The sequence below is a fragment of the Streptomyces tubbatahanensis genome, assembly GCF_022699385.1.
GTDB classification, from domain to species: domain Bacteria; phylum Actinomycetota; class Actinomycetes; order Streptomycetales; family Streptomycetaceae; genus Streptomyces; species Streptomyces diacarni.
This window is the reverse complement of record NZ_CP093846.1, coordinates 5,468,873-5,488,241: the sequence shown is the minus strand read 5'-3', so window position 1 is coordinate 5,488,241 and position 19,369 is coordinate 5,468,873. Positions and strand designations below refer to the sequence as shown.

The following is a 19,369-nucleotide window of genomic DNA, read 5'->3' as shown; positions in this document are numbered from 1 at the left end:
GTGACGCGTCATGTTCCGTTATGCGGACGGAAGTTGACGTTAAGCGGTGTCTGACCAGTGCTTATGTCCTGATCTGAACGCTCTCGCGGCAGCGGCTACCCCGAAAGGCGGCGCTTTTCAGAAAGGCCGCGGATAGCCGTAACCGAAACCGCCGGCCTGCGGCCCCGGAGCGCCGTATCCCGTACGCGGCTGCGCGTCACGATCGAAGAAGGGGCGCGACTGGCGGCGCAGCCACATCGCCACCGGATCGTAGTCGTCGGCCATCGCCACGCTGGAGACCGGCAGCCCCTCCGGGACGGCGGCCACCGACTGTGCCATCATCCGCCGCGCCGTTTCCACGGAGGCGGGGCTGCTGTCGTACAGCTCCAGCCCGATGGCCAGATACGGCACGCCCAGCGCGGGCCGCACCCAGGCGCGGCGGAGCGAGCGCACGGCGGGCGTCAGGTGCGCGTTCTGCGTCAGCAGCGCGTAGAACTGCGGGATCTCCAGGGTGGGTTCGCCGATGCTCAGCGGCCCCGCGGGCAGCTGGTCGAGGCCGACGGCGACACGCCGCAGATCCAGCCAGGGGATGCCGACACCGCCACCGGGAGCGTGCGGATTCAGCCAGATTCCCCAGCGGTCGGGAAAGAGGGCCGCCGCGATGTCCCGCCCGCCGACGACCTCGTGCGCGCGGCTCCAGCCCGACGCCGCCAGCTCCTGCGCCGAGGTCACACAGGGCGCGTAGCCGTATCCGGCCACTTCCATGTTGCCGTACTGCGCGTCCGGCGATCCCGCCTGCCCGTTCCACAGCAGCATCCACAGCCGGCTGCCCGCGAGCGCCTGGAGGAGGGCTTCATAGCTCTCGAAGGTGTCGTACGCCCCCGGCGAGACCCGCCGCACGAGCTGATCGACGCTTTCACCCGCGCTCACCTGGGCCGCCCTCCCACCACTGACGCCGTCCCTGCCCGTCTCGTCGCTCCGCACCGCTATCCAACCAGCTTAAGAGGGGGGCGGGACATCGGTACTCCTACTCAGTCCGGACCCGTACCCTGACCCACCCCGGGGTGCGTACTTTCCCCTCAGCCCGCCCGGCCCCCCGGCTTCCGAGGCGCACCGGGCCCGTCACCCGTCGCCCGTCAGACCTGGGCCTCGCGGTCGTAGAAGGGGCGGACGCACTGCCGCATCCAGTCCACGACCGGGTCGCTCGCCGCGTCCAGCAGCACCATCTGCACCGGCCAGCGCACCTGCGCCTGATGCAGGGCCCTGCCCAGCGCCTCGTGCGCCGCCTGCCGCGACTCGGGCTCCAGCAGGTCGAGTTCTATGCCGACGAACAGCGCCGGATCGTCCCCCTCGACGCTGGCGAGCCCTCTGCGCGCCGAGCGTACGGTCGGCAGAGCCGCGAACTCGGCCGAGGCGGCGGCCAGGAACGCGAGCGGGTCGTCCTGCCAGTCCGGCTCGAACAGCCGGACCCGCGCCCCCCGTGCGACACCCGCGGCCGCCTGCTCGGTGGGCGAGTTGGCACACAGTTCGGCCACCGCATCGGCGGGCAGCGGCACCCCGACGGTGCCGTCCGGGTTGACCGCGAGGCCCACACCGGCCGGCAGGCCGCGCGCGAACTGCCTCGCCGGGGCGATGGTGAAGCCGACGTGGGCGCCGACGACCTGGAGGAACTGCTCTTCGGAGCTGAAGACCGGCACGTAGACCGAGCCGTCCAACTCGATGGTGGGCAGGTCCAGTTCCCGGCTCTGCCGGCTGCCGCCCTCCGGCAGCGGGACCCACACGCTGGACCGGCCGAGCACCTCCAGCAGCCGGGCCCCCGCGTGCGGCACCTGGAGCGAGGCGGCGAGGGCTTCCTCCAGCTCGTTGCCGGGCCAGCCGCCGCCGTGCCCTGGCCCGAAGTGCTGCGGCTGCTGGGGCTGCTGGGGCTGCGAGGGAACTGTCATGCGCACCAGCCTATCCATGGCCCGCGCACCGCCCGGGGGCCCGGGCAGCGCCTACGGGGCGGGGCAGTGACGCGCGCGACGCGGGCGGTGAGGCGCGCGGGGGTACGCACGGTGAAGCCTTGGGGTGGTGCGCGGCGGGACGCTCCGCGAGAGGCCGGGTGACACGTACGGCGACGCTCCGGTTGCGTTCCGTGGGAGGTGGTCGAAAAGTGGAGAACGTCCCACTACGTGCCGACCGGCACGCTGACTGGAGGAAAGCACATGCGCGTGAACAGGATCACCGCCGCGGCCGTCACCGTCTCTTTGGCCGGCTCGCTCGCCATCGGCGCGGCGGGTGCCGCGTCCGCCGCGCCCGCCGACCACTCCCCGGGGCACACGGCGGGCGCCCAGGCGAAGCCCGGCCCTTCGGAGGACCCGGACTCTCAGGACCAGCAGGACGCGACGGCCAAGCCCACCAAGCCGCAGCAGAACCCCTCCGACCAGGACAAGCCCACCAAGCCGCAGTTCCCGCTGGACCAGCAGCAGCCGAAGCAGCCCACCGAGGAGCAGGCGCCCGGCAAGCAGACCGGGAAGCCGGGCAAGCCCGGGCAGCCGGAGCAGGCCTCCCCGGAGGCCGCGAAGCCGCAGGCCCCCGCTCAGCAGGCCCCGGGCAAGCCGGCGGCTGAGGCCGCCAAGCCCGGCGCCGAGAACGCGGCACCCGGACAGGCCCAGAAGCCCCTCACCCCCGAACAGGGCCGCTGAGCCGCGGCTGCCCGCCGGAGCCGACCGGCTGCTCCGGCATGTCCCCCGTTCGCGGGCCCGCCTCCTTCCCGGGTGGCGGGCCCGCGGACGTTTCCCCGACCCACGGACGTTCCCCCGGACGTTTTTTCGGCCCGGCGGGCCTTTCCCCCTACCCGCCCTGTTGGACGTCGGGCCCCGACGGGGGGCGCACCCGCCCGTCGGGGCCCGACCGGGCCACGCCGGCCCGCGGCCCCCTGGCGGCACTACGCCGGGGTCGGCCTCGCGGTCGGCGCGGGCCTCGGAGCCGGAACGGGCCGCGGGGCCGGTCGGACGTGGGCCGTGACGGACAGCGGGGCGGCGGCAGGCAGCGGCGCGAAGGACACCGCGCGCAGGGCCTGGGCCGCGCGGCGGTCCAGCAGGACCGACGAGGCGCAGCCGCGCGGCAGCCGGCCGCCCTCGGCGGCGGCCCGCAGCCTGCGCACGGCGCGCAGATGGCGGCGGAACGCGTAGCCGGACACGCCGCGGCCGCGCGCCGCCTGCCCGGCCAGCGCGTCGCGCGGACAGACGTCGAGCAACAGCAGGTGGAGCGCCCTGCCCCGGCGCAGCGCGTCCCGGGCGAGCCAGCGGCGCACCCAGGTCTGCGTACCGCAGTCGTGCACCACCACGGAGGCGCCGGAGGCCAAAGCGGCGCGCAGACCCGCGTAGTGCGCCAGGCGGACGAGCGGCCGGTAGAGGCCGTAGGGCAGCCAGTCGGGCAGCCGGCGCTCCCAGCGCTCGCGGGTGTCCTGGGAGTCGACGCGGACCACACCGGGGCACTGCGCCACCGCTGCCCGCATCAGTGTGGACTTGCCGCCGCCCGGCAGTCCGGAGACGACGACGATGTCTCCGGTGCGGTAGCGCAGCGTGCGCGGTGCGGCGCTGTCGCGCAGGTCGTGGCGGAGGGGGGTGCGGGCATCCCGGCAGGCGCGGGCTCCGGTTGCCCCGGTGCGGGCGGGCGACCCGGACATCCCTCCTTGTGCGAACGCCGGCCCTCTCCGCAGGGACGCCCGCGCGGCCGCGGCCTCCCCCCTCGCCCCCGCGTCCGTCCGTGTCGCCTCAGCGCCGCGCAGGCTGCCCACAGCTCTCCCCTCCCCGAGGTGGCGGCCCGGCCGCCACTCCTGCCAAGTGTAAAGAAAAGGTAATGCGATTCAAGGTGAACGGCTTCCGCTCGGGGGCAGCCACAGCCCGCTCACCCGTGCGATGATGTGCGGACCAACTGCATACCGGCCGTTCGAACCCGCGCGGGAGAGTCCCCGGCGAGCAGGGCGCGAAACCGCGAGCAGGGCATCACGAGGGCCCGCGAGCGGACGCGACGCCGCACGCCAGGGCGCCGAAGGAGCAAGATCCTCCCTTGAATCTCTCAGGCCCCGATACCGTGCGGGCGAGGCAGATCTGAAAAGCGGACCACCGTCTTCCATGCTCTGTGCGGGCCGGTGGTTCCACCCAAGGTGCAAGCCGCGCTCCGCCTCCCGGCGAGGCTGTCGGCGAACCTCTCAGGTTCCGATGACAGATGGGGAGGACATCCGCGTCACACCCCTTTCCGGGACCTGGGAGCCTGAATGACCGACCCATCGGCCACCCGCACGACCGCGCTGGACGCCACGCACCGTGCCCTGGGCGCCACCATGACCGACTTCGCCGGCTGGGACATGCCGCTGCGCTACGGCAGCGAGCGCGAGGAGCACCTCGCCGTGCGCTCCGCCGCGGGGCTCTTCGACCTCTCGCACATGGGCGAGATCACCCTCACCGGGCCGCAGGCCGCGCAGCTGCTGGACTTCGCGCTGGTCGGCAACCTCTCGAAGCTGGCCGTGGGCCGTGCCCGCTACACCATGCTCTGCGACGAGGACGGCGGCATCCTCGACGACCTGATCGTCTACCGGCTGGACGACCAGGAGTACCTGGTCGTCGCGAACGCGGCGAACGCCCAGACGGTGCTGGACGCGCTGCGCGAGCGGCAGGACGGTTTCGGCGCCGAGGTGCGCGACGACCGCGAGGGGTACGCCCTCATCGCCGTCCAGGGCCCGGCCGCGGCCGGCATCCTCAAGCAGCTGACGGCCTTCGACGTCGACGGTCTGCGCTACTACGCGGGCGAGCGCGACATGGTGGCGGACAAGCCCGCGCTCATCGCCCGTACGGGGTACACGGGTGAGGACGGTTTCGAGCTGTTCGTCGCGCCCGGGGACGCCGTGGCCGTGTGGGAGGCGCTCACCGCGGCAGGCAAGGACGCGGGCCTGGTGCCGTGCGGGCTCAGCTGCCGCGACACGCTCCGGCTTGAGGCGGGGATGCCGCTGTACGGGCACGAGCTGTCCACGTCCCTGACGCCCTTCGACGCGGGTCTGGGCAGGATCGTCAAGTTCGAGAAGGCCACCAACGAGGGGCGTTTCGTGGGCCGGGACGCGCTGGCGACGGCCGCGCGGAAGGCCGAGGACGCGCCGCCGCGGAAGCTGGTGGGACTCGTCGCCGAGGGCCGGCGGGTGCCGCGCGCCGGCTACCCGGTGGTCGCCTCGGACGGTTCCGTCGTGGGCGAGGTCACCTCGGGCGCGCCGTCGCCGACGCTGGGCAAGCCGATCGCGATGGCGTACGTGGACGCGGCGGTCGCGGCCCCGGGCACGGAGGGCGTGGCCGTCGACATCCGCGGCTCCCACGAACCGTACGAGGTCGTCGCGCTGCCCTTCTACAAGCGGGGCTAGCGCGGCGGGCCCCAGCGCGGCGACGCGCCCGCGCGGCCCGCGTGCGCCGGGCGCGCGAAGCCCGTGCGGGAACGCCGGCCGGGCCGCGCGCCGCCCACCCGAGACCGCGTGACGCGGCCGCGGGCCGAACAGTGCCGGGGGACCGTCCCCGGCCGGGCCCCGGCCGGGCCCCGTGGCCCCGCGGCCGGCCGGCGGTGTTCACCTGCCAAGACCGCTTTCCTTCCCACCTACCGCATCCGGGAGAATCGACCCATGAGCAACCCCGAGCAGCTCCGCTTCAGCAAGGAGCACGAGTGGCTGTCGCACGCCGAGGACGGCGTGGCGACGGTCGGCATCACCGAGCACGCCGCGAACGCGCTCGGCGATGTGGTCTTCGTCCAGCTTCCCGAGGTCGGCGAGGACGTCACCGCAGGCGAGACCTGCGGTGAGCTGGAGTCCACCAAGTCCGTCAGCGACCTCTACTCCCCCGCCTCCGGCGAGGTCACCGAGGTCAACCAGGACGTCGTGGACGATCCCGCGCTGGTCAACTCCGCCCCGCTGGAGGGCGGCTGGCTGTTCAAGGTGAAGGTCTCCGAGCTGCCGGACGACCTGCTCACGGCCGACGAGTACGCCACCTTCGCCTCAGGCGCCTGAGGCTCAGGTCCCGGTCTCGGCCTCGGTCCCGGGTGGGCCGAGGCCGGCCTCGGTCGCCCGAGGCAGCTTGCCCGCCCGCCATTTTCCCCAGGGATGGTTCTTCCATGTCGCTTCTGAACGGCTCTCTCCACGAAGTCGACCCCGACGTCGCCGCCGCCGTCGACGCCGAACTCCACCGTCAGCAGTCCACCCTCGAGATGATCGCCTCGGAGAACTTCGCCCCGGTCGCCTCGATGGAGGCGCAGGGTTCGGTGCTCACCAACAAGTACGCCGAGGGCTACCCGGGCCGCCGCTACTACGGCGGCTGCGAGTACGTCGACGTCGTCGAGACCCTGGCCAGGGACCGGATCAAGGCGCTGTTCGACGCGGAGGCCGCCAACGTGCAGCCGCACTCGGGCGCCCAGGCCAACGCCGCGGCGATGTTCGCGCTGCTCAAGCCGGGCGACACGATCATGGGCCTGGACCTCGCACACGGCGGGCACCTCACCCACGGGATGAAGATCAACTTCTCCGGCAAGCTCTACAACGTCGTCGCCTACAAGGTCGACGAGGAGACCGGCCGGGTCGACATGGAGGAGGTCGAGCGGCTGGCCAAGGAGCACCGTCCGCGGCTGATCGTCGCGGGCTGGTCCGCCTACCCGCGGCAGCTCGACTTCGCCGCCTTCCGCCGCGTCGCGGACGAGGTGGACGCGCTGCTGATGGTCGACATGGCGCACTTCGCCGGTCTCGTCGCCGCGGGGCTGCACCCCAGCCCGGTGCCGTACGCGGACGTGGTGACCACGACCACGCACAAGACGCTCGGCGGCCCGCGCGGCGGCGTGATCCTGTCGAAGAAGGAGCACGCCAAGAAGATCAACTCGGCGGTCTTCCCCGGGCAGCAGGGCGGCCCGCTCGAACACGTGATCGCCGCGAAGGCCGTCGCCTTCAAGGTCGCCGCCTCCGACGAGTTCAAGGACCGCCAGCGCCGCACCCTGTCCGGCGCGAGCATCCTCGCGGAGCGTCTGCTGCGCCAGGACACCACCGACGCGGGCGTCTCCGTCCTCTCCGGCGGCACCGACGTCCACCTCGTCCTCGTCGACCTGCGCCACAGCGAGCTCGACGGGCAGCAGGCCGAGGACCGGCTGCACGAGATCGGCATCACCGTCAACCGCAACGCCGTCCCCAACGACCCGCGTCCGCCCATGGTCACCTCGGGGCTGCGCATCGGGACGCCCGCGCTGGCGACCCGCGGCTTCCAGGACGAGGACTTCACGGAGGTCGCCGACGTCATCGCCGAAGCCCTGCTGCCGGGGTTCGACGAAGCGAAGAGCAAGACCCTCGCCGCGCGGGTCTCCGCCCTCGCCGACAAGCACCCGCTGTACCCGGGTCTGGGCAAGTAGCACCGGCACACAGCACCCCGCCGCGGGCCCGGCCCGCCCCGGACGCTCCGGCGGCCGGGGTTCGGGCCGGCCCCGCCGGGCACCCGGCACCCGCGTGTGCCACCCCGCACCCGTGCCGGCCCGCGACCCGACGCGCACGTGCCCACCCCGCGACCCGCCCCGCGTCGCGCCCCAGCAATCCCACTCGCCCCACAAGGGCAAGGAGAGCCGCACCATGGCAATCTCGGTCTTCGACCTCTTCTCCATCGGCATCGGACCGTCCAGCTCCCACACGGTCGGCCCCATGCGCGCGGCGCGCATGTTCGCGCGGCGCCTGAAGAACGAGGGCGCGCTGGCGCACACCACCTCCGTGCGCGCCGAACTGTTCGGCTCCCTCGGGGCGACAGGGCACGGCCACGGCACGCCCAAAGCCGTGCTGCTGGGTCTGGAGGGCGAATCACCGCGCTCGGTGGACGTCGAGACGGCGGACGAGCGGGTGGCCCGCATCCGCGAGGCCGGCCGGCTGCGCCTGCTGGCGACCGAGATAGGGGACGCGCACGAGATCGCCTTCGACGAGCGCTCCCAGCTGATCCTCCACCGGCGCCGCTCCCTGCCGTACCACGCCAACGGCATGACGCTCTTCGCCTACGACGAGACCGGCGCCCCGCTGCTGGAGAAGACCTACTACTCGGTGGGCGGCGGATTCGTCGTCGACGAGGACGCGGTGGGCGAGGACCGCATCGTGCTCGACGACACCGTACTGCGCCACCCCTTCCGCACCGGCGACGAACTGCTGCGGCTCACCCGGGAGACGGGCCTGTCGGTCTCCCGGCTGATGCTGGAGAACGAGAAGGCCTGGCGCAGCGAGGAGGAGATCCGGGAAGGGCTGCTGGAGATCTGGCAGGTGATGCGGGAGTGCGTCTCCCGCGGCCTGTCCCAGGAGGGCATCCTCCCCGGCGGCCTGAAGGTGCGCCGCCGCGCCGCCACCTCGGCCCGCCAGCTGCGGGCGGAGGGCCAGACGCAGGCCCACTCCATGGAGTGGACGACCCTCTACGCGATGGCCGTCAACGAGGAGAACGCGGCGGGCGGCCGGGTGGTGACCGCGCCGACCAACGGCGCGGCCGGCATCATCCCCGCCGTCCTGCACTACGCCCACCACTTCGTACCCGGCACGGACGACGACGCCGTGGTCCGCTTCCTGCTCGCCGCGGGCGCCATCGGCATGCTCTTCAAGGAGAACGCCTCGATCTCCGGTGCCGAGGTCGGCTGCCAGGGCGAGGTCGGCTCGGCGTGCTCCATGGCCGCGGGAGGCCTCGCCGAGATCCTCGGGGGCAGCCCCGAACAGGTGGAGAACGCGGCCGAGATCGGCATCGAACACAACCTCGGCCTGACCTGCGACCCGGTCGGCGGCCTCGTACAGATCCCGTGCATCGAGCGGAACGGCATGGCCGCGGTCAAGGCCGTCACCGCCGCCCGCATGTCCCTGCGCGGCGACGGCCGCCACCACGTCTCCCTCGACAAGGCCATCAAGACGATGCGCGAGACCGGGGCCGACATGAAGGTCAAGTACAAGGAGACCGCGCGCGGCGGCCTCGCGGTGAACGTCATCGAGTGCTGAGCACAGCGCCTCTGACCAGGCGCTTTGCTCCTTTCAGCTCTGTCACGGGCTTGCTCTTCTGTACGACGGAAAGTTCCGCAGAGGTCCCTGTGAACTGCCAGCCTTCCGCAAGGACCCCTGACTGTCACTCGTGCGGCGGACCCTACGTTGCGGCCGGTGTGGTTCGTTACCGTGTACGAGTGCACACCCTGATCCGCCCGCCCTCCCAAATGATTGCCGACCGGATTGAAATGCGATAAGAGCACCCTAGCCGCGAGCCGCGAGCCGCGAGCCGCGAGCCGCGAGCCGCGAGCCGCGAGCCGCGAGCCGCGAGCCGCGAGCCGCGAGCCGCTGACCGACTGGAGGTTCGGGTTTGTTAGAGGCGGTCGGCGTGTTCGGTAGCCTGCCGCTGCGTGTGCCCGTGGGACGGGACGCCCACCGCTGGAGCACCTTCCGCGGCGAGCGCACCCTGGTCATAGCCGCCCGCACGGTGACTTCGACCGTGCGCGTCCTCGAAACACTGCCGGAACTCCTGCGCGACGACGCCCGCGTGACCGTCGTCTTCGCCTACGACCCGACCTCCGCTTTCAACGAGGGTGTCCTCGATCTCCTCCACGCCGCCGGCTGCCGGGTCGCCCCCTGGGAACAGCTGGGGCAGATCGCCCCCGACCTCATCTTGTCCGCCAGCGAGAACATCGACGTGCCGGAGGGCGACTGCCCGGTACTGGTGCTGCCGCACGGCGTCGGCTTCCAGAAGTTTGTACCGGATTCCCGGAGTCCACACGAGAGGCTCTCCGGGGTCGTACCGGACTCCCTGCTGGGATCGGGACGCGCCTGGCTGGCGGTCTCGCATCCGGCGCAGGAGGAGCAGTTGCTCGCCACCCATCCGAAGTCGGCCGGGAACACACTGCTGGTCGGCGACCCGTGCTTCGACGAGTTGGTGAGCAGCCGGAAGCGCAGGAGGGCGTACCGAGAGGCGCTGGGCGTCGCGGAACACCAGCGTCTGGTCATGGTCAGTTCGACCTGGGGACCCACCTCGCTCCTGGGGCGTTTCCCCCGGCTTCTCGCGCGGCTGATCGCCCAACTGCCCTGTGACGAGTACCGGGTCGGCGCGATCGTCCACCCCAATGTGTGGTCGGCCCACGGAGCCTGGCAGATCCGCACCTTGCAGTCCTCAGCCCTGGACGCGGGTCTGCTGCTGATGCCGGCCATCCACGCCTGGCGGCCCGCGCTCGTCGCGGCCGACGTTCTCATCGGTGACCACGGCTCGGTGACGCTGTACGGCGCGGCGGCCGGCACCCCACTGCTGCTCGCGGCGTTCGGCGACGACGCGGTGCCCGGGACGGCCGTCCACACCCTGTCGTCCGTCGCGCCCCGGCTCGACACACGCGGGAGCCTGCGCCGGCAGGTGGAGGACGTTATCCGCGAGCACACGCCCCAGCGGTACGCCGCTGTCACCACGCAAGCCTTCGCCGAGCCGGGACATGCCCTGGCCCGGCTTCGCACCGCTCTCTACCGTCTGCTCAAGCTCCCCGAGCCCTCCTCTCTCCCGCCGACTCCCCCGGTACTGCCGGTTCCGGATCCACCCGCCGCTCAGGTCACCTCGTGGCAGGTGACCACCGGTATCACCGAGAACACAGCGACGCCGACCGTCACCGTGCGCCGCTTCCCGGCGACCGTCACCGCGTACGGCACGACGCCCCCGGAGACCGCCACCCTCTTCACGCATCTGGCCTGCGCGGACGACGAGCGCGACCGTCGGCTGACCGAGAGCGCCTCGGTGCTCGTCCGACGCCGACCCGCATCCGTCACGGTCGAGGCGTTGCGCTGGATCGGGAACACCCTCGCCGAGCTGCCGGGCAGTCTTCTCGCGGCATCGGCGGTCAGCGGAGGCGGTTGCCTGGTCGGTCTCAGGGACGGCCGGGTCGTGGAGGCGGCGGCCACGGGCCGGGCGCTGGACGCGGGTCTGCCGGCAGCGGTCGTCTACGCCCTTTTGCGGGCGGGGCTTTCGCTGGACGACGCTCAAGTGGCGCTGCGGATAGGTGACTCGCGGGACGAGGATGTCCTCCTACGGATCCGTCCCACCCCTCCCACCTGCTGATCGCCCTGCCCGCCCGTGCGGCAGCCTCACTCGTCGGGGTCCTCCAACCGCCGCCGCAGCTCTTCTGCCCAGGAGTGGTCGCCAAGCGCTTCGTGGATGTCGGCGGCCCGGCTCAGGCACTCGCGGACCAGCTCCTCGTGCCCGCCCGCTCGTTGCGCGACCTCGGCGAGCTTCGCCCGGGCCTGAGCCTCGTACTGCATGCCGTCCGCCACCTCGGCCAGCTCCCGGATCGCCTCCAGCAGTTCGCGGATCGCCTGCCCGGTGTCACCGAGATGGCTGTGTACGACGCCGATGGCGGCCTTCACCCGGGCCGCCATCCGCCGGTCGGGCTCCTCACGGTTCTCCAGCTCCTGCTGCGCCCGGTGCAGCAGGACCAGGGCCTCCGCGTGATCGCCCTGAGCGCCCAGCGCGCGTCCGAGGAAGAAGGTGGCGAGGGCGGCTCCGCGGGCTTCCCCGGCCCGCTCGTTGAGTTCGAGGGAGCGCCGGTACGCCCCGGCCGCTTCGGCCGGGTTGACGACGTCCAGGTATCGGCCGAGGAATTCCTGGACGGATGCCTGCAAGGCGAGGCGATCGGTCGCCTCGGCCAAGGCGACGGCCCGCTCCAGTTGCTCTCCCGCGCGGTCGTTCTCGCTGAGGTCCAGCAGCGGGCGCGAGAGCAGGCTGCGCAGTCGGGCCGCGCCCGCCGTGACCTCCTCGATCTCCTCTGCCGTTTCCACCGTGGCCATCGCCGCCTCGGCCGCCTCGATGCCCAGCTCCAGTGTTTCCGTCCACGCCCTGAGGTAGCGGTGGTAGAGGAAGAGCACCGCGAACGCCTCGGCCAGTCGCCAGGTCAGGGTGTACAGCTCGTGCGAGACAGCCTGGCGCAGGATCGCGAGGATGGCGGAGCGCTCGGTGTCCAGCCACTCCAGCGGCGGTGGCCCACCGGCTGCGGCGAAGGGGTTGTGCGCGTCCCGCACCAGATCCGCGAGGTTGGCGATCCGCAGCCGCTCCTTCCTGAGCTCCCGGTCAGCGAACGCGCTCAGCACGAGGTAGTGCGTTCCGACCCGCTGTACCAGTGCCGTCTGCTCGGTCCGCGGCTCCTCCTCGGCGGCGCGCTCGCGGGCATGGAGACGGACCAGATCGTGCATGCGGTACCGGCCGTCCTGCGTCTTCTCCACCAGACTGGCCTTTGCCAGGACGCCCAGCAGGTGCTTCGCGCTCCCCGGGGCGACGTCGGCGGCGATTGCGGCCACGCCGACGTCGAAGATGCCGAACGGCAGCCATCCGAGCAGCCGGTAGAGCCGGGCCGCGTCGGGCGGCAGCAGTCGGTAGGAGGGACCCAGAACAGCGGACACCGAGGACTCCTCCCCGTCCAGCGCGAGGCCGGTCAGCCGACTGGCTTCGTCGTCGAGTTCGGCGGCCAGTTCGGCCATGCTCAGGTTCTCGTCGTCAAGTCGCGCCGCCACGACCTGCAGGGCAACGGGCAGCCCGTCGCACAACAGCACCAGGCGCTCCGCTGCCTCCCGTTCAGCCTCGACCGCCTCCGGACCGCATCGGTCCTTCAGCAGTTCCAACCCGCCGTGCACGTCCAGCGGCTTGACGCGGATCAGCCGGGCGCTGCCCTGTACGGCCAGTTCACCGATTCTGCCCTGACTCGTGGCCAGCACGGCGCTGCCCGCCCCCTTGGGAATCAGCGCGCGCACCTGTGCGGCCTGGTTGACGTCATCGAGGACGAGAAGGATGCGCAGGTCGGACGTGCGCGACCGGAACAGGTTGGTCCGGTCGAGAAGCGAGTCCGGAATGCCGAGCTCACCTTCCGGCAACGACCTCAGGCACATGGCCAGGGCCTCGGAGACATCCCCGCCGGGGCCGCTCAGCGGCGCGGCCTGATCACGCAGGGCCCCGAAATCCACATACAGCTGTCCGTCCGGGAAGCGTCCCTTGGCCCTCTCCGCGCACCGCCAGGCCATGGCCGGCTTGCCGACTCCCGGAGGTCCGAACAACACATCGACACCCACGGATCCGGAGCCGCCCGCCAGCGCGCCGAGCCTCGCCTCCAGGCTTCCGAGTTCGGTCGTCCGGTTGCTGAACGGCACGGTCATCACAGGAACTTGATCCGGCCTGACGGGCCGACCCGTCGGCGCAGGCGCAGGAGGGACGTTGAAGTGGATGTCACCGTGGATGGGCGCCCCCTGGAAGACCGGGCCGTGGTTCACCCCGCCGCTGACCAGGTTGACGAAGGTGCGCGACGCGTCCGGCGCCAGCTCGGACAACAGCCGTGCCAGTTCGTCGGCGGCGCCCGGATCCTCCTGGAACATGCCTTCCAGCCGCTGCCGCAGGCGGGCTTCGACCTCCGCCTGGGCCCCGAGGTCACCAGCCACCCGGGCTCTGTCCAACTCCGCGTGTGCGGCTCTCAGCTCCTCTTCGGCGACCTCATCCGAAGCGCGTCGTCGTCCGAAGAACCGGGCCAGTCCGCTTTTCGCCCGCTCGAACCCCTCAGAAACGATCAACCCGACCAGCGCCGTCGCCCCCGACGCGGCAAGAGCCGCCAACTCGGCTTCCACACAGCCCCCTTCGCACTATCCGGCCCTTCAAGGCCGTCGACCACCAACCGTAGAGAGATCGTGGACGCTTGGACAGCCCAGCCTGCCGCATCCCCCATGGTCGCCCGTTCCCGGAACAACGCGCTGTTTCCTCGATCGGGGTCGGCATTGCTACGCGTCTATGAGCGTCGGCGTGTCGCACGACACCGGCTGGCTGCGAAGGCAGCATGGGGATTGGCCCTATGGGAGGCCGCTCCTGACACCGCCCGACCGCAGTGTCGTCCCAAGCGCGGCGTACCCGGCATTCGGACCACACGAGCCGGCCGGGAAGGGCTGCGCCTGTCGCTCGCCGGGACCAAGGCGATCGTGATTCTCACATGCAACGGCAGCACCAACTAGGCAGATCTGCTTGCCGACCGCCAAGAACAGCTGAAATCCGCCGAGTATCGGCCCTGCTGGAACGAAGCGGAGATGACTCCGCCGGAGAGGGCGTTCCACCAGGACCACGCAGAGATGTCCCGGGTCATCGAGGATCCCTCCTAGCTCCCGAGTGGGCTACTGCGCAGAAGCGGGCTGTTCCACGAGCTGAGGACGGCGTACTGCACCCGCTACTGGTCGACGTGGGACCAGTGGCGGATCGAGCTCAAGCGCGATTTGGGAGTCAAACCTTCCCGCGACGCATTCATCGATCACCTCACCGACCCGAAATGGGGCATGAGTCTGGCCGTCGACAAACTCCACTGCGAGTGCGACGCGCCGTGGGCAGACCCTCACTACGACCGACAGTGCACCGTCGAACTCAGCAGTCCCACAAGTCGGCCCGGTGAGCTCCAGGTACGCTTCCGAGCGATGGGCACCTGGTGCAATTCGTACGACACCTATCGCGACCTGAAGCGCACGGGTGCCGCTCCCGCATGGCCGATGCGCGTGATGCCACGGCACCACCAATCCGAACCGAGACAGCTGAGAAGGGGCTCCGGTCCGCTGACGACGCCTGATTGGTATTAGCCCGAAGGGATCGTCCTACGCGGGGCGGAAACCGACGGGACAGTGCTGGCCCGGTAGCGCCCCAGAAACACGAGAAACCCCAGGTCAGAGTTCCTCTGAGGTTGCCAGCTCTCGCCGTCGTACGGGTGGCCGAGGTATCTCTCTTCGTAGCCAGAGTGGCCGGCCCACTGGGCGGAGGGGACGGCCAGCAGGCGAGGGGGGGGCGCCGATGATCCTCTCTGCGCACTCCCAGGCTCCGCCCGTAGCGCCGAGTGCCTTACGGCAGCCGTGCCGGCCTTCGGGCTGTTGCGGTTGACGAGTGGGCCGCACGAAGGTCGGCCCACCGGCGGCGGGGATCTTCCGTCTACCCTGGAAGGCGATGGGGACATAACGCACCTTTTCTCCTGCGGTGAAGGTGGCGGGTTGTCCTCTCCTCCGGTTGCCCGGCTGGGCCAGCCGGCCAATGTCCAGGAGGGCGGTGGCGGGTATGCAGGCGCGCGTACAGGAGGGGGAGGGCACTTTGGCCGTCCTCACCGAGGAGATGCACAAGGTGGCCCCGGACCGGCTCCCGGCGCTGTTCAACCGGCATGCGGGGGAACTGGGTCTGGAGGAGGTCACCATCTATCTGGCCGACATCCGCCAGGACAGCCTGGTCTCGATGCCCGAAGGCGCTCAGCGGCCCTCGCACCGGTTGAGCGTGGAGGACAGCGACGCCGGGCGGGCCTACCGCACCGGCGAGGCGCAGACGCTGGAGAGCCGCACCAGCGGTTTGCAGGTGTGGGTGCCGTTGATCGACGGCGTCGAACGTATCGGCGTCCTCGGCGTGCACGCGCAGAGCCTGGACAAGCCCACACTGCGTGTCTGCCGGGTTCTGGCGTCCCTGGTGGCACTGGCTGTGGTGGCCAAGAGCCACCACAGCGATACCTTCTCCCGCCTGCAGCGCAGCTCGAAGATGCGCCTGTCGGCGGAGATGGTGTGGGCCTATCTGCCGCCGCGCACGATGGGCACCGACCAGGTCACCTCCAGCGCGGTCCTGGAGCCGGCCTACGACCTGGGCGGGGACGCCTTCGACCACTCTTTGATCGACGGCGACCTGCACACCACCATTCTCGACGGCATGGGCCACGACCTGCTCTCCGGTCTGACCTCCACGGTCGCCATGGCCGGCTGCCGCCAGGTGCGCCGCAGCGACAGCGGCAACCTGAAGGAGATCGTCGCCAACGTCGACGGCGAGTTGGAGCGCTGGTTCCCCGACCGCCAGGTCACGGCTGTCTTCGCGCACCTGCACCTGGACTCCGGCGTGCTGACCTGGATCAACTGCGGCCATCCCACCCCACTGCTGCTGCGCGACCAGACCGTCGTACCCGGCGCCCTCGAACGGGCCCCCCAGCTCCCGCTGGGCATGGGCAGTGCGGACGAGGAGCACGTCTGGCGCCAGGATCACATCCAGCTCGAACCCGGTGACCGCGTCCTCCTCCACAGCGACGGCGTCACCGACGCCCATAATCAGGCGGGTGAGCGCTTCGGGGAGGACCGCTTCACCGACTTCCTCATCCGCACCATCGCCGCTGGCGAACCCGCTCCCGAGGCCCTGCGTCGGCTGATCAACGCCATCCTCACCCATCAGGAAGGCCACCTGAGCGACGACGCGACCATCCTCATGTTCGAATGGCACCCCACCCGCGGCTGACCGCCGACCACGCACCGCAGTCGCTCTCCCCGAGGCCGGTCCCGGCGCCCCGGGCGACAAGCCCACTATCGTGGCCCCTTCGAACGGCAGCGACCGCGGGCCGTCGTGTACGGCCCGGGAGACGAAGGCCCGCCATGAGCAACAGCGACCTCGGCCACGAGACCGCCCCGGACATCGACCTGACGCAGCTGATGCTGGAGACCGAAACCTTCCACGATTTCCTGCAGGTCATCGCCGACCAGGCGGTGCGGCAGGCGCCGGGTGCGGACGGTTGCGGCATCACCTTGGAGCGAGCTCACCGCCCGCTGACGGTCGTGAGCGCGGGAGACAGCGCCAGCGCTCTGGACGAGAAGCAGTATGGTCTCGACACTGGCCCCTGCCTTCAGGCTCTGCGCGAGGGCACCGAGATCCAGACATGCTCGATGAGCGACGCTGGGGTGACTACCCTTCCTACGCCGTAGCCTGCGGCACCCGCTCCTCGCTCTCGCTGCCCATCGCCGCCCGCACCCACACCACCGGTGCCCTCAATCTCTACGCTCCCCGCCCCGGCGTCTTCGCCGACACGGATCTGGGTCCCCTGCGTGCCCTGGCCGACCAGGCGACCGGTGCCATCGCGGTGGCCCAGCGACTTGCCGATGCCGAGGAATTCGCCGATCAGCTCCGCACCGCCGTGCGCTCCCGTGCCGTCATCGACCAGGCCATAGGCGTGATCATGGGCCAGCGCACATGCTCCGCCGACGACGCCTTCGTCGTCCTGCGCGAGATCTCCCAGCACCACAACCGCAAACTCCGCGACCTGTGCACCGATCTGATCACCGACATCGGCGGGCAGCCCCCCGCCTACCCCGACCTCACCCGCCGCCCATAGCGCCGGAGTACGCGGGTCATCCGTGCACGGCGCTTGAGTGCCAGGCGTCGCCCAACGCCCACAGGCCAGGGTCAAGGGGAGGATCGTCTGCCTGCCATTCCCGGTGGTCGCTGACAGACGAAGGGTGACCCGGGCCTGTGGCCGGGCCACCTCTGCCGGCGTGCGGCTCGAAGCGGGCGAGTCCCTCGCGGGGATGCACGGGCGTGTCCGGCCGGGGCGGCCTACCGCTCGGCGGAAGACGTGGCCGGGCTCTCCTTGACAGCGTGCAGCAGTGAGACGCCCACAGCGGGGCTTCCGTACCAGTACCCGGGGCCGAGTGAGCGCAGCGTGCCCTGCTCGAGGTGCCTGACGTACTTCTTGGCCGCGAACCAGACATCGGCCAGGAGCAACTGTCCGCCGGGGCGCAGCACCCGCATGGCCTCGTCCAAGGCGCGATACCGACCTTCCGGCGAGGAGATGTTGTGGAGCGCCATCGCACTCGTCACGATATCGAACGACTCGTCTTCGAACGGCAGCGCGGTCATGTCGGCCGTATGCACATCGACCCGGTCGGCGACACCGGCCGCCGCGGCGTTGGCGCGCGTGGCCTCGGGCCGGTTGCCGCTCTGGTCCCCGGACCACAGGTCCACGCCCACGGCGTGCCCCCTCGGCAGCCGTCCTGCCGCCTCGATCAGTACCGCGCCTCGCCCGCACCCCATGTCGAGCAGCCGCTCGTCACCCTTCAGGCCGACCAGGTCCAGCTCCCGCTTCCAGATGCGCAGCTTGCCACGGAGCGTGGTGTGTAGGTAGGTGCCGCTCTGCGCGAGCAGCAACGTACCTGCGGCCAGCAGCGCCTTGCGTCCTGACCGCCGCCGGCCCGCGGCCGCACAGCAGACGGCGCCGGCGGCCCCGAGCACCGCGGGGAGCGCCGGCGCGTCGACCCCGTACCGCGGCGCCCAGACCTTCGGCCGCGGGAAGCCGTCATCCTTGTTGCCGACCATACGTCTGACCTCACTTTCGCTGCGGACGTCTTGAAAAAAACCGGTGGCCGCCGCAGGTCGCCGTCAAGGCGAGCGACATGGCCGGGCGGTGTCGGATGAGCCCGGCGCCGGCAAGAACGAGCGGTGCGAGAGCGGCCATGCCGCACTCCACCGGCGGGACTGCAAGGGGAGGTTGGGTCACGGCTCGGTGACCGCCGGTCCGTCGGCCGGCGCCGGAGTCTCCGCCTTGGCCTTCTTCATGGCCGGCAGCGTCAGGGCGGCCGGCGCGGCGATGACCATGATCCCCGCGTTCACCAGGAACGCGACTCGGTAGCCATGAACCAGTGCCTCGGGTGGGCCGCTGTCGGGGCTCGCTCTCGACGTTGCGCTGGACGCGACGTTCACGAGCACGGCGAGGCCGACAGCGTGGGCGCTCTTGACCTCGCCCCAGAAGAAGGTGGCGATCGGGACGACGGCGACGAGCAGGGGGATCACGACGTTCGATGCCCCCCAGCCGTTGTCGGATGCCTCCGAGAGCCCGTAGGTGAGCAAGCCCACCCCGACGGTGACGGTGAGCGCGCCGGGCAGGTCGAGCCGGATCCGTTCGGCGCTGCCCGTGGGGAACAGGAACAGCATCCCGGCGGCCAACAGCACCGCGCCCGGGGGGATGTTGACGAACAGCACCCAGCGCCAGCTCAGTTCGGCGGTGAGCACGCCGCCCAGGACCACGCCGACCAGGCCGGCGATCCCGCCCCTCATGGCTCCAGAGAGCCAGGGCACGTGACCGCTCGCGTGCCCCCGTGCGGCTGGCTGTGATGAGGCTCGGGCTGGTCGGGCTCATCGCCGCAGCGCCGGCACCCTGGGCGATGCGGGCCACGATCAGAACCGTCGCCTCGGACGCCAGGCCGCCGATCAGGCTGGCGACGGTGCAGAGCGCCACTCCGGCCAGGAACACCCATTTGTGCCCCAAGAGGTCCGCTGGCCGCCAGGAGCAGCAGGCCGCCCAAGCTGATCAAATAACCACCGACGACCCACTGCTGTTGGTCGGCTGACAGGTGCAGGCCTGTTTTCATGTCCGGCAGAGCCACGGCGACAATGGTGGAGTCGAGCACGACCATGAAAAGGGCAAGACACGACATAGCCACGACGAAACCGAAAGGCAGACCTGGCCGGAGGAGAGAAGGAGTTGACTCATCTCGCGTCTCTGGCATGGAGCCTCCTCATGGGCGGCCGATCGCGAGTGAACGCCGTTCACATTACGATGTCCCCCGGGGGATGTCAAT

Annotated in this window: 13 protein-coding genes, 2 pseudogenes and 1 riboswitch; of the genes and pseudogenes, 8 read left to right on the top strand and 7 right to left on the bottom strand. The window is 71.1% G+C overall.

Going from position 1 to position 19,369, the window contains the following annotated elements:
- Window positions 1-117 precede the first annotated feature (117 nt).
- Window positions 118-909 carry an enhanced serine sensitivity protein SseB C-terminal domain-containing protein gene (locus MMF93_RS23770; RefSeq protein WP_242754648.1) on the bottom strand — a complete coding sequence of 264 codons (792 nt, stop codon included), beginning with the start codon at window positions 907-909 and terminating at the stop codon, window positions 118-120.
- Between the two features lie 206 nt (window positions 910-1,115).
- Window positions 1,116-1,922 carry an enhanced serine sensitivity protein SseB C-terminal domain-containing protein gene (locus MMF93_RS23765; protein WP_242754647.1) on the bottom strand — a complete coding sequence of 269 codons (807 nt, stop codon included), beginning with the start codon at window positions 1,920-1,922 and terminating at the stop codon, window positions 1,116-1,118.
- 261 nt (window positions 1,923-2,183) lie between these two features.
- Between MMF93_RS23765 and MMF93_RS23760 the strand changes: the two genes are divergently transcribed.
- Window positions 2,184-2,663 carry a hypothetical protein gene (locus MMF93_RS23760; RefSeq protein WP_242754644.1) on the top strand — a complete coding sequence of 160 codons (480 nt, stop codon included), beginning with the start codon at window positions 2,184-2,186 and terminating at the stop codon, window positions 2,661-2,663.
- 242 nt (window positions 2,664-2,905) lie between these two features.
- Here MMF93_RS23760 and MMF93_RS23755 read toward each other — a convergent pair whose 3' ends face one another.
- Window positions 2,906-3,649 (bottom strand): AAA family ATPase, encoded by a 744-nt coding sequence (locus MMF93_RS23755; protein WP_242754642.1) that lies wholly within the window; start codon window positions 3,647-3,649, stop codon window positions 2,906-2,908.
- A 264-nt stretch (window positions 3,650-3,913) separates the two neighbouring features.
- Window positions 3,914-4,067, top strand: a riboswitch (glycine riboswitch).
- Between the two features lie 173 nt (window positions 4,068-4,240).
- Here MMF93_RS23755 and gcvT point away from each other — a divergent pair.
- The 5 genes from gcvT (at window position 4,241) to MMF93_RS23730 (ending at window position 11,060) form a co-directional block, all read left to right on the top strand.
- A complete protein-coding gene (gene gcvT, locus MMF93_RS23750) occupies window positions 4,241-5,371 on the top strand; it encodes a glycine cleavage system aminomethyltransferase GcvT (protein ID WP_242754640.1) in 1,131 nt (376 codons plus the stop codon).
- A 252-nt stretch (window positions 5,372-5,623) separates the two neighbouring features.
- A complete protein-coding gene (gene gcvH, locus MMF93_RS23745) occupies window positions 5,624-6,004 on the top strand; it encodes a glycine cleavage system protein GcvH (RefSeq protein ID WP_114024041.1) in 381 nt (126 codons plus the stop codon).
- A 104-nt stretch (window positions 6,005-6,108) separates the two neighbouring features.
- Complete coding sequence (glyA, locus tag MMF93_RS23740; protein ID WP_114024040.1) at window positions 6,109-7,383, top strand: serine hydroxymethyltransferase; 1,275 nt, start codon at window positions 6,109-6,111, stop codon at window positions 7,381-7,383.
- Between the two features lie 214 nt (window positions 7,384-7,597).
- The gene (locus MMF93_RS23735; protein WP_242754638.1) at window positions 7,598-8,980 is read left to right on the top strand and encodes an L-serine ammonia-lyase; all 1,383 of its coding nucleotides are present in this window, start codon (window positions 7,598-7,600) and stop codon (window positions 8,978-8,980) included.
- 394 nt (window positions 8,981-9,374) lie between these two features.
- Entirely contained in the window at window positions 9,375-11,060 is a 1,686-nt protein-coding gene (locus MMF93_RS23730; protein ID WP_242754636.1) for a hypothetical protein, read from the top strand.
- Window positions 11,061-11,086: 26 nt separating this feature from the next.
- Here MMF93_RS23730 and MMF93_RS23725 read toward each other — a convergent pair whose 3' ends face one another.
- On the bottom strand, window positions 11,087-13,603 hold the full coding sequence (locus MMF93_RS23725) for a tetratricopeptide repeat protein (protein WP_242754634.1): 2,517 nt from the start codon (window positions 13,601-13,603) through the stop codon (window positions 11,087-11,089).
- A gap of 1,453 nt (window positions 13,604-15,056) precedes the next feature.
- On the opposite strand from MMF93_RS23725, the gene MMF93_RS23720 reads away from it, so the two are divergent.
- A complete protein-coding gene (locus MMF93_RS23720; RefSeq protein WP_242754632.1) occupies window positions 15,057-16,259 on the top strand; it encodes a PP2C family protein-serine/threonine phosphatase in 1,203 nt (400 codons plus the stop codon).
- Window positions 16,260-16,393: 134 nt separating this feature from the next.
- Window positions 16,394-17,127, top strand: a pseudogene (locus MMF93_RS23715) (GAF and ANTAR domain-containing protein).
- Window positions 17,128-17,348: 221 nt separating this feature from the next.
- Here MMF93_RS23715 and MMF93_RS23710 read toward each other — a convergent pair.
- The 3 genes and pseudogenes from MMF93_RS23710 to MMF93_RS33760 all read right to left on the bottom strand — a co-directional run.
- Complete coding sequence (locus MMF93_RS23710) at window positions 17,349-18,107, bottom strand: class I SAM-dependent methyltransferase (RefSeq protein ID WP_242754630.1); 759 nt, start codon at window positions 18,105-18,107, stop codon at window positions 17,349-17,351.
- A gap of 177 nt (window positions 18,108-18,284) precedes the next feature.
- On the bottom strand, window positions 18,285-18,845 hold the full coding sequence (locus MMF93_RS23705; protein WP_242754629.1) for a hypothetical protein: 561 nt from the start codon (window positions 18,843-18,845) through the stop codon (window positions 18,285-18,287).
- 13 nt (window positions 18,846-18,858) lie between these two features.
- Window positions 18,859-19,056: pseudogene (locus tag MMF93_RS33760) on the bottom strand (MFS transporter); the annotation flags it as partial.
- Window positions 19,057-19,369 lie beyond the last annotated feature (313 nt).

What these genes read in the sequence shown, in the direction of transcription:
- MMF93_RS23705 (WP_242754629.1), bottom strand. Translation starts at nt 18,845, where the DNA reads ATGAGGGGCGGGATCGCCGGCCTGGTCGGCGTGGTCCTGGGCGGCGTG.
- MMF93_RS23765 (WP_242754647.1), bottom strand. Translation starts at nt 1,922, where the DNA reads ATGACAGTTCCCTCGCAGCCCCAGCAGCCCCAGCAGCCGCAGCACTTC.
- gcvT (WP_242754640.1), top strand. Translation starts at nt 4,241, where the DNA reads ATGACCGACCCATCGGCCACCCGCACGACCGCGCTGGACGCCACGCAC.
- MMF93_RS23720 (WP_242754632.1), top strand. Translation starts at nt 15,057, where the DNA reads ATGCAGGCGCGCGTACAGGAGGGGGAGGGCACTTTGGCCGTCCTCACC.
- MMF93_RS23735 (WP_242754638.1), top strand. Translation starts at nt 7,598, where the DNA reads ATGGCAATCTCGGTCTTCGACCTCTTCTCCATCGGCATCGGACCGTCC.
- glyA (WP_114024040.1), top strand. Translation starts at nt 6,109, where the DNA reads ATGTCGCTTCTGAACGGCTCTCTCCACGAAGTCGACCCCGACGTCGCC.
- gcvH (WP_114024041.1), top strand. Translation starts at nt 5,624, where the DNA reads ATGAGCAACCCCGAGCAGCTCCGCTTCAGCAAGGAGCACGAGTGGCTG.
- MMF93_RS23760 (WP_242754644.1), top strand. Translation starts at nt 2,184, where the DNA reads ATGCGCGTGAACAGGATCACCGCCGCGGCCGTCACCGTCTCTTTGGCC.
- MMF93_RS23755 (WP_242754642.1), bottom strand. Translation starts at nt 3,649, where the DNA reads ATGTCCGGGTCGCCCGCCCGCACCGGGGCAACCGGAGCCCGCGCCTGC.
- MMF93_RS23710 (WP_242754630.1), bottom strand. Translation starts at nt 18,107, where the DNA reads ATGGTCGGCAACAAGGATGACGGCTTCCCGCGGCCGAAGGTCTGGGCG.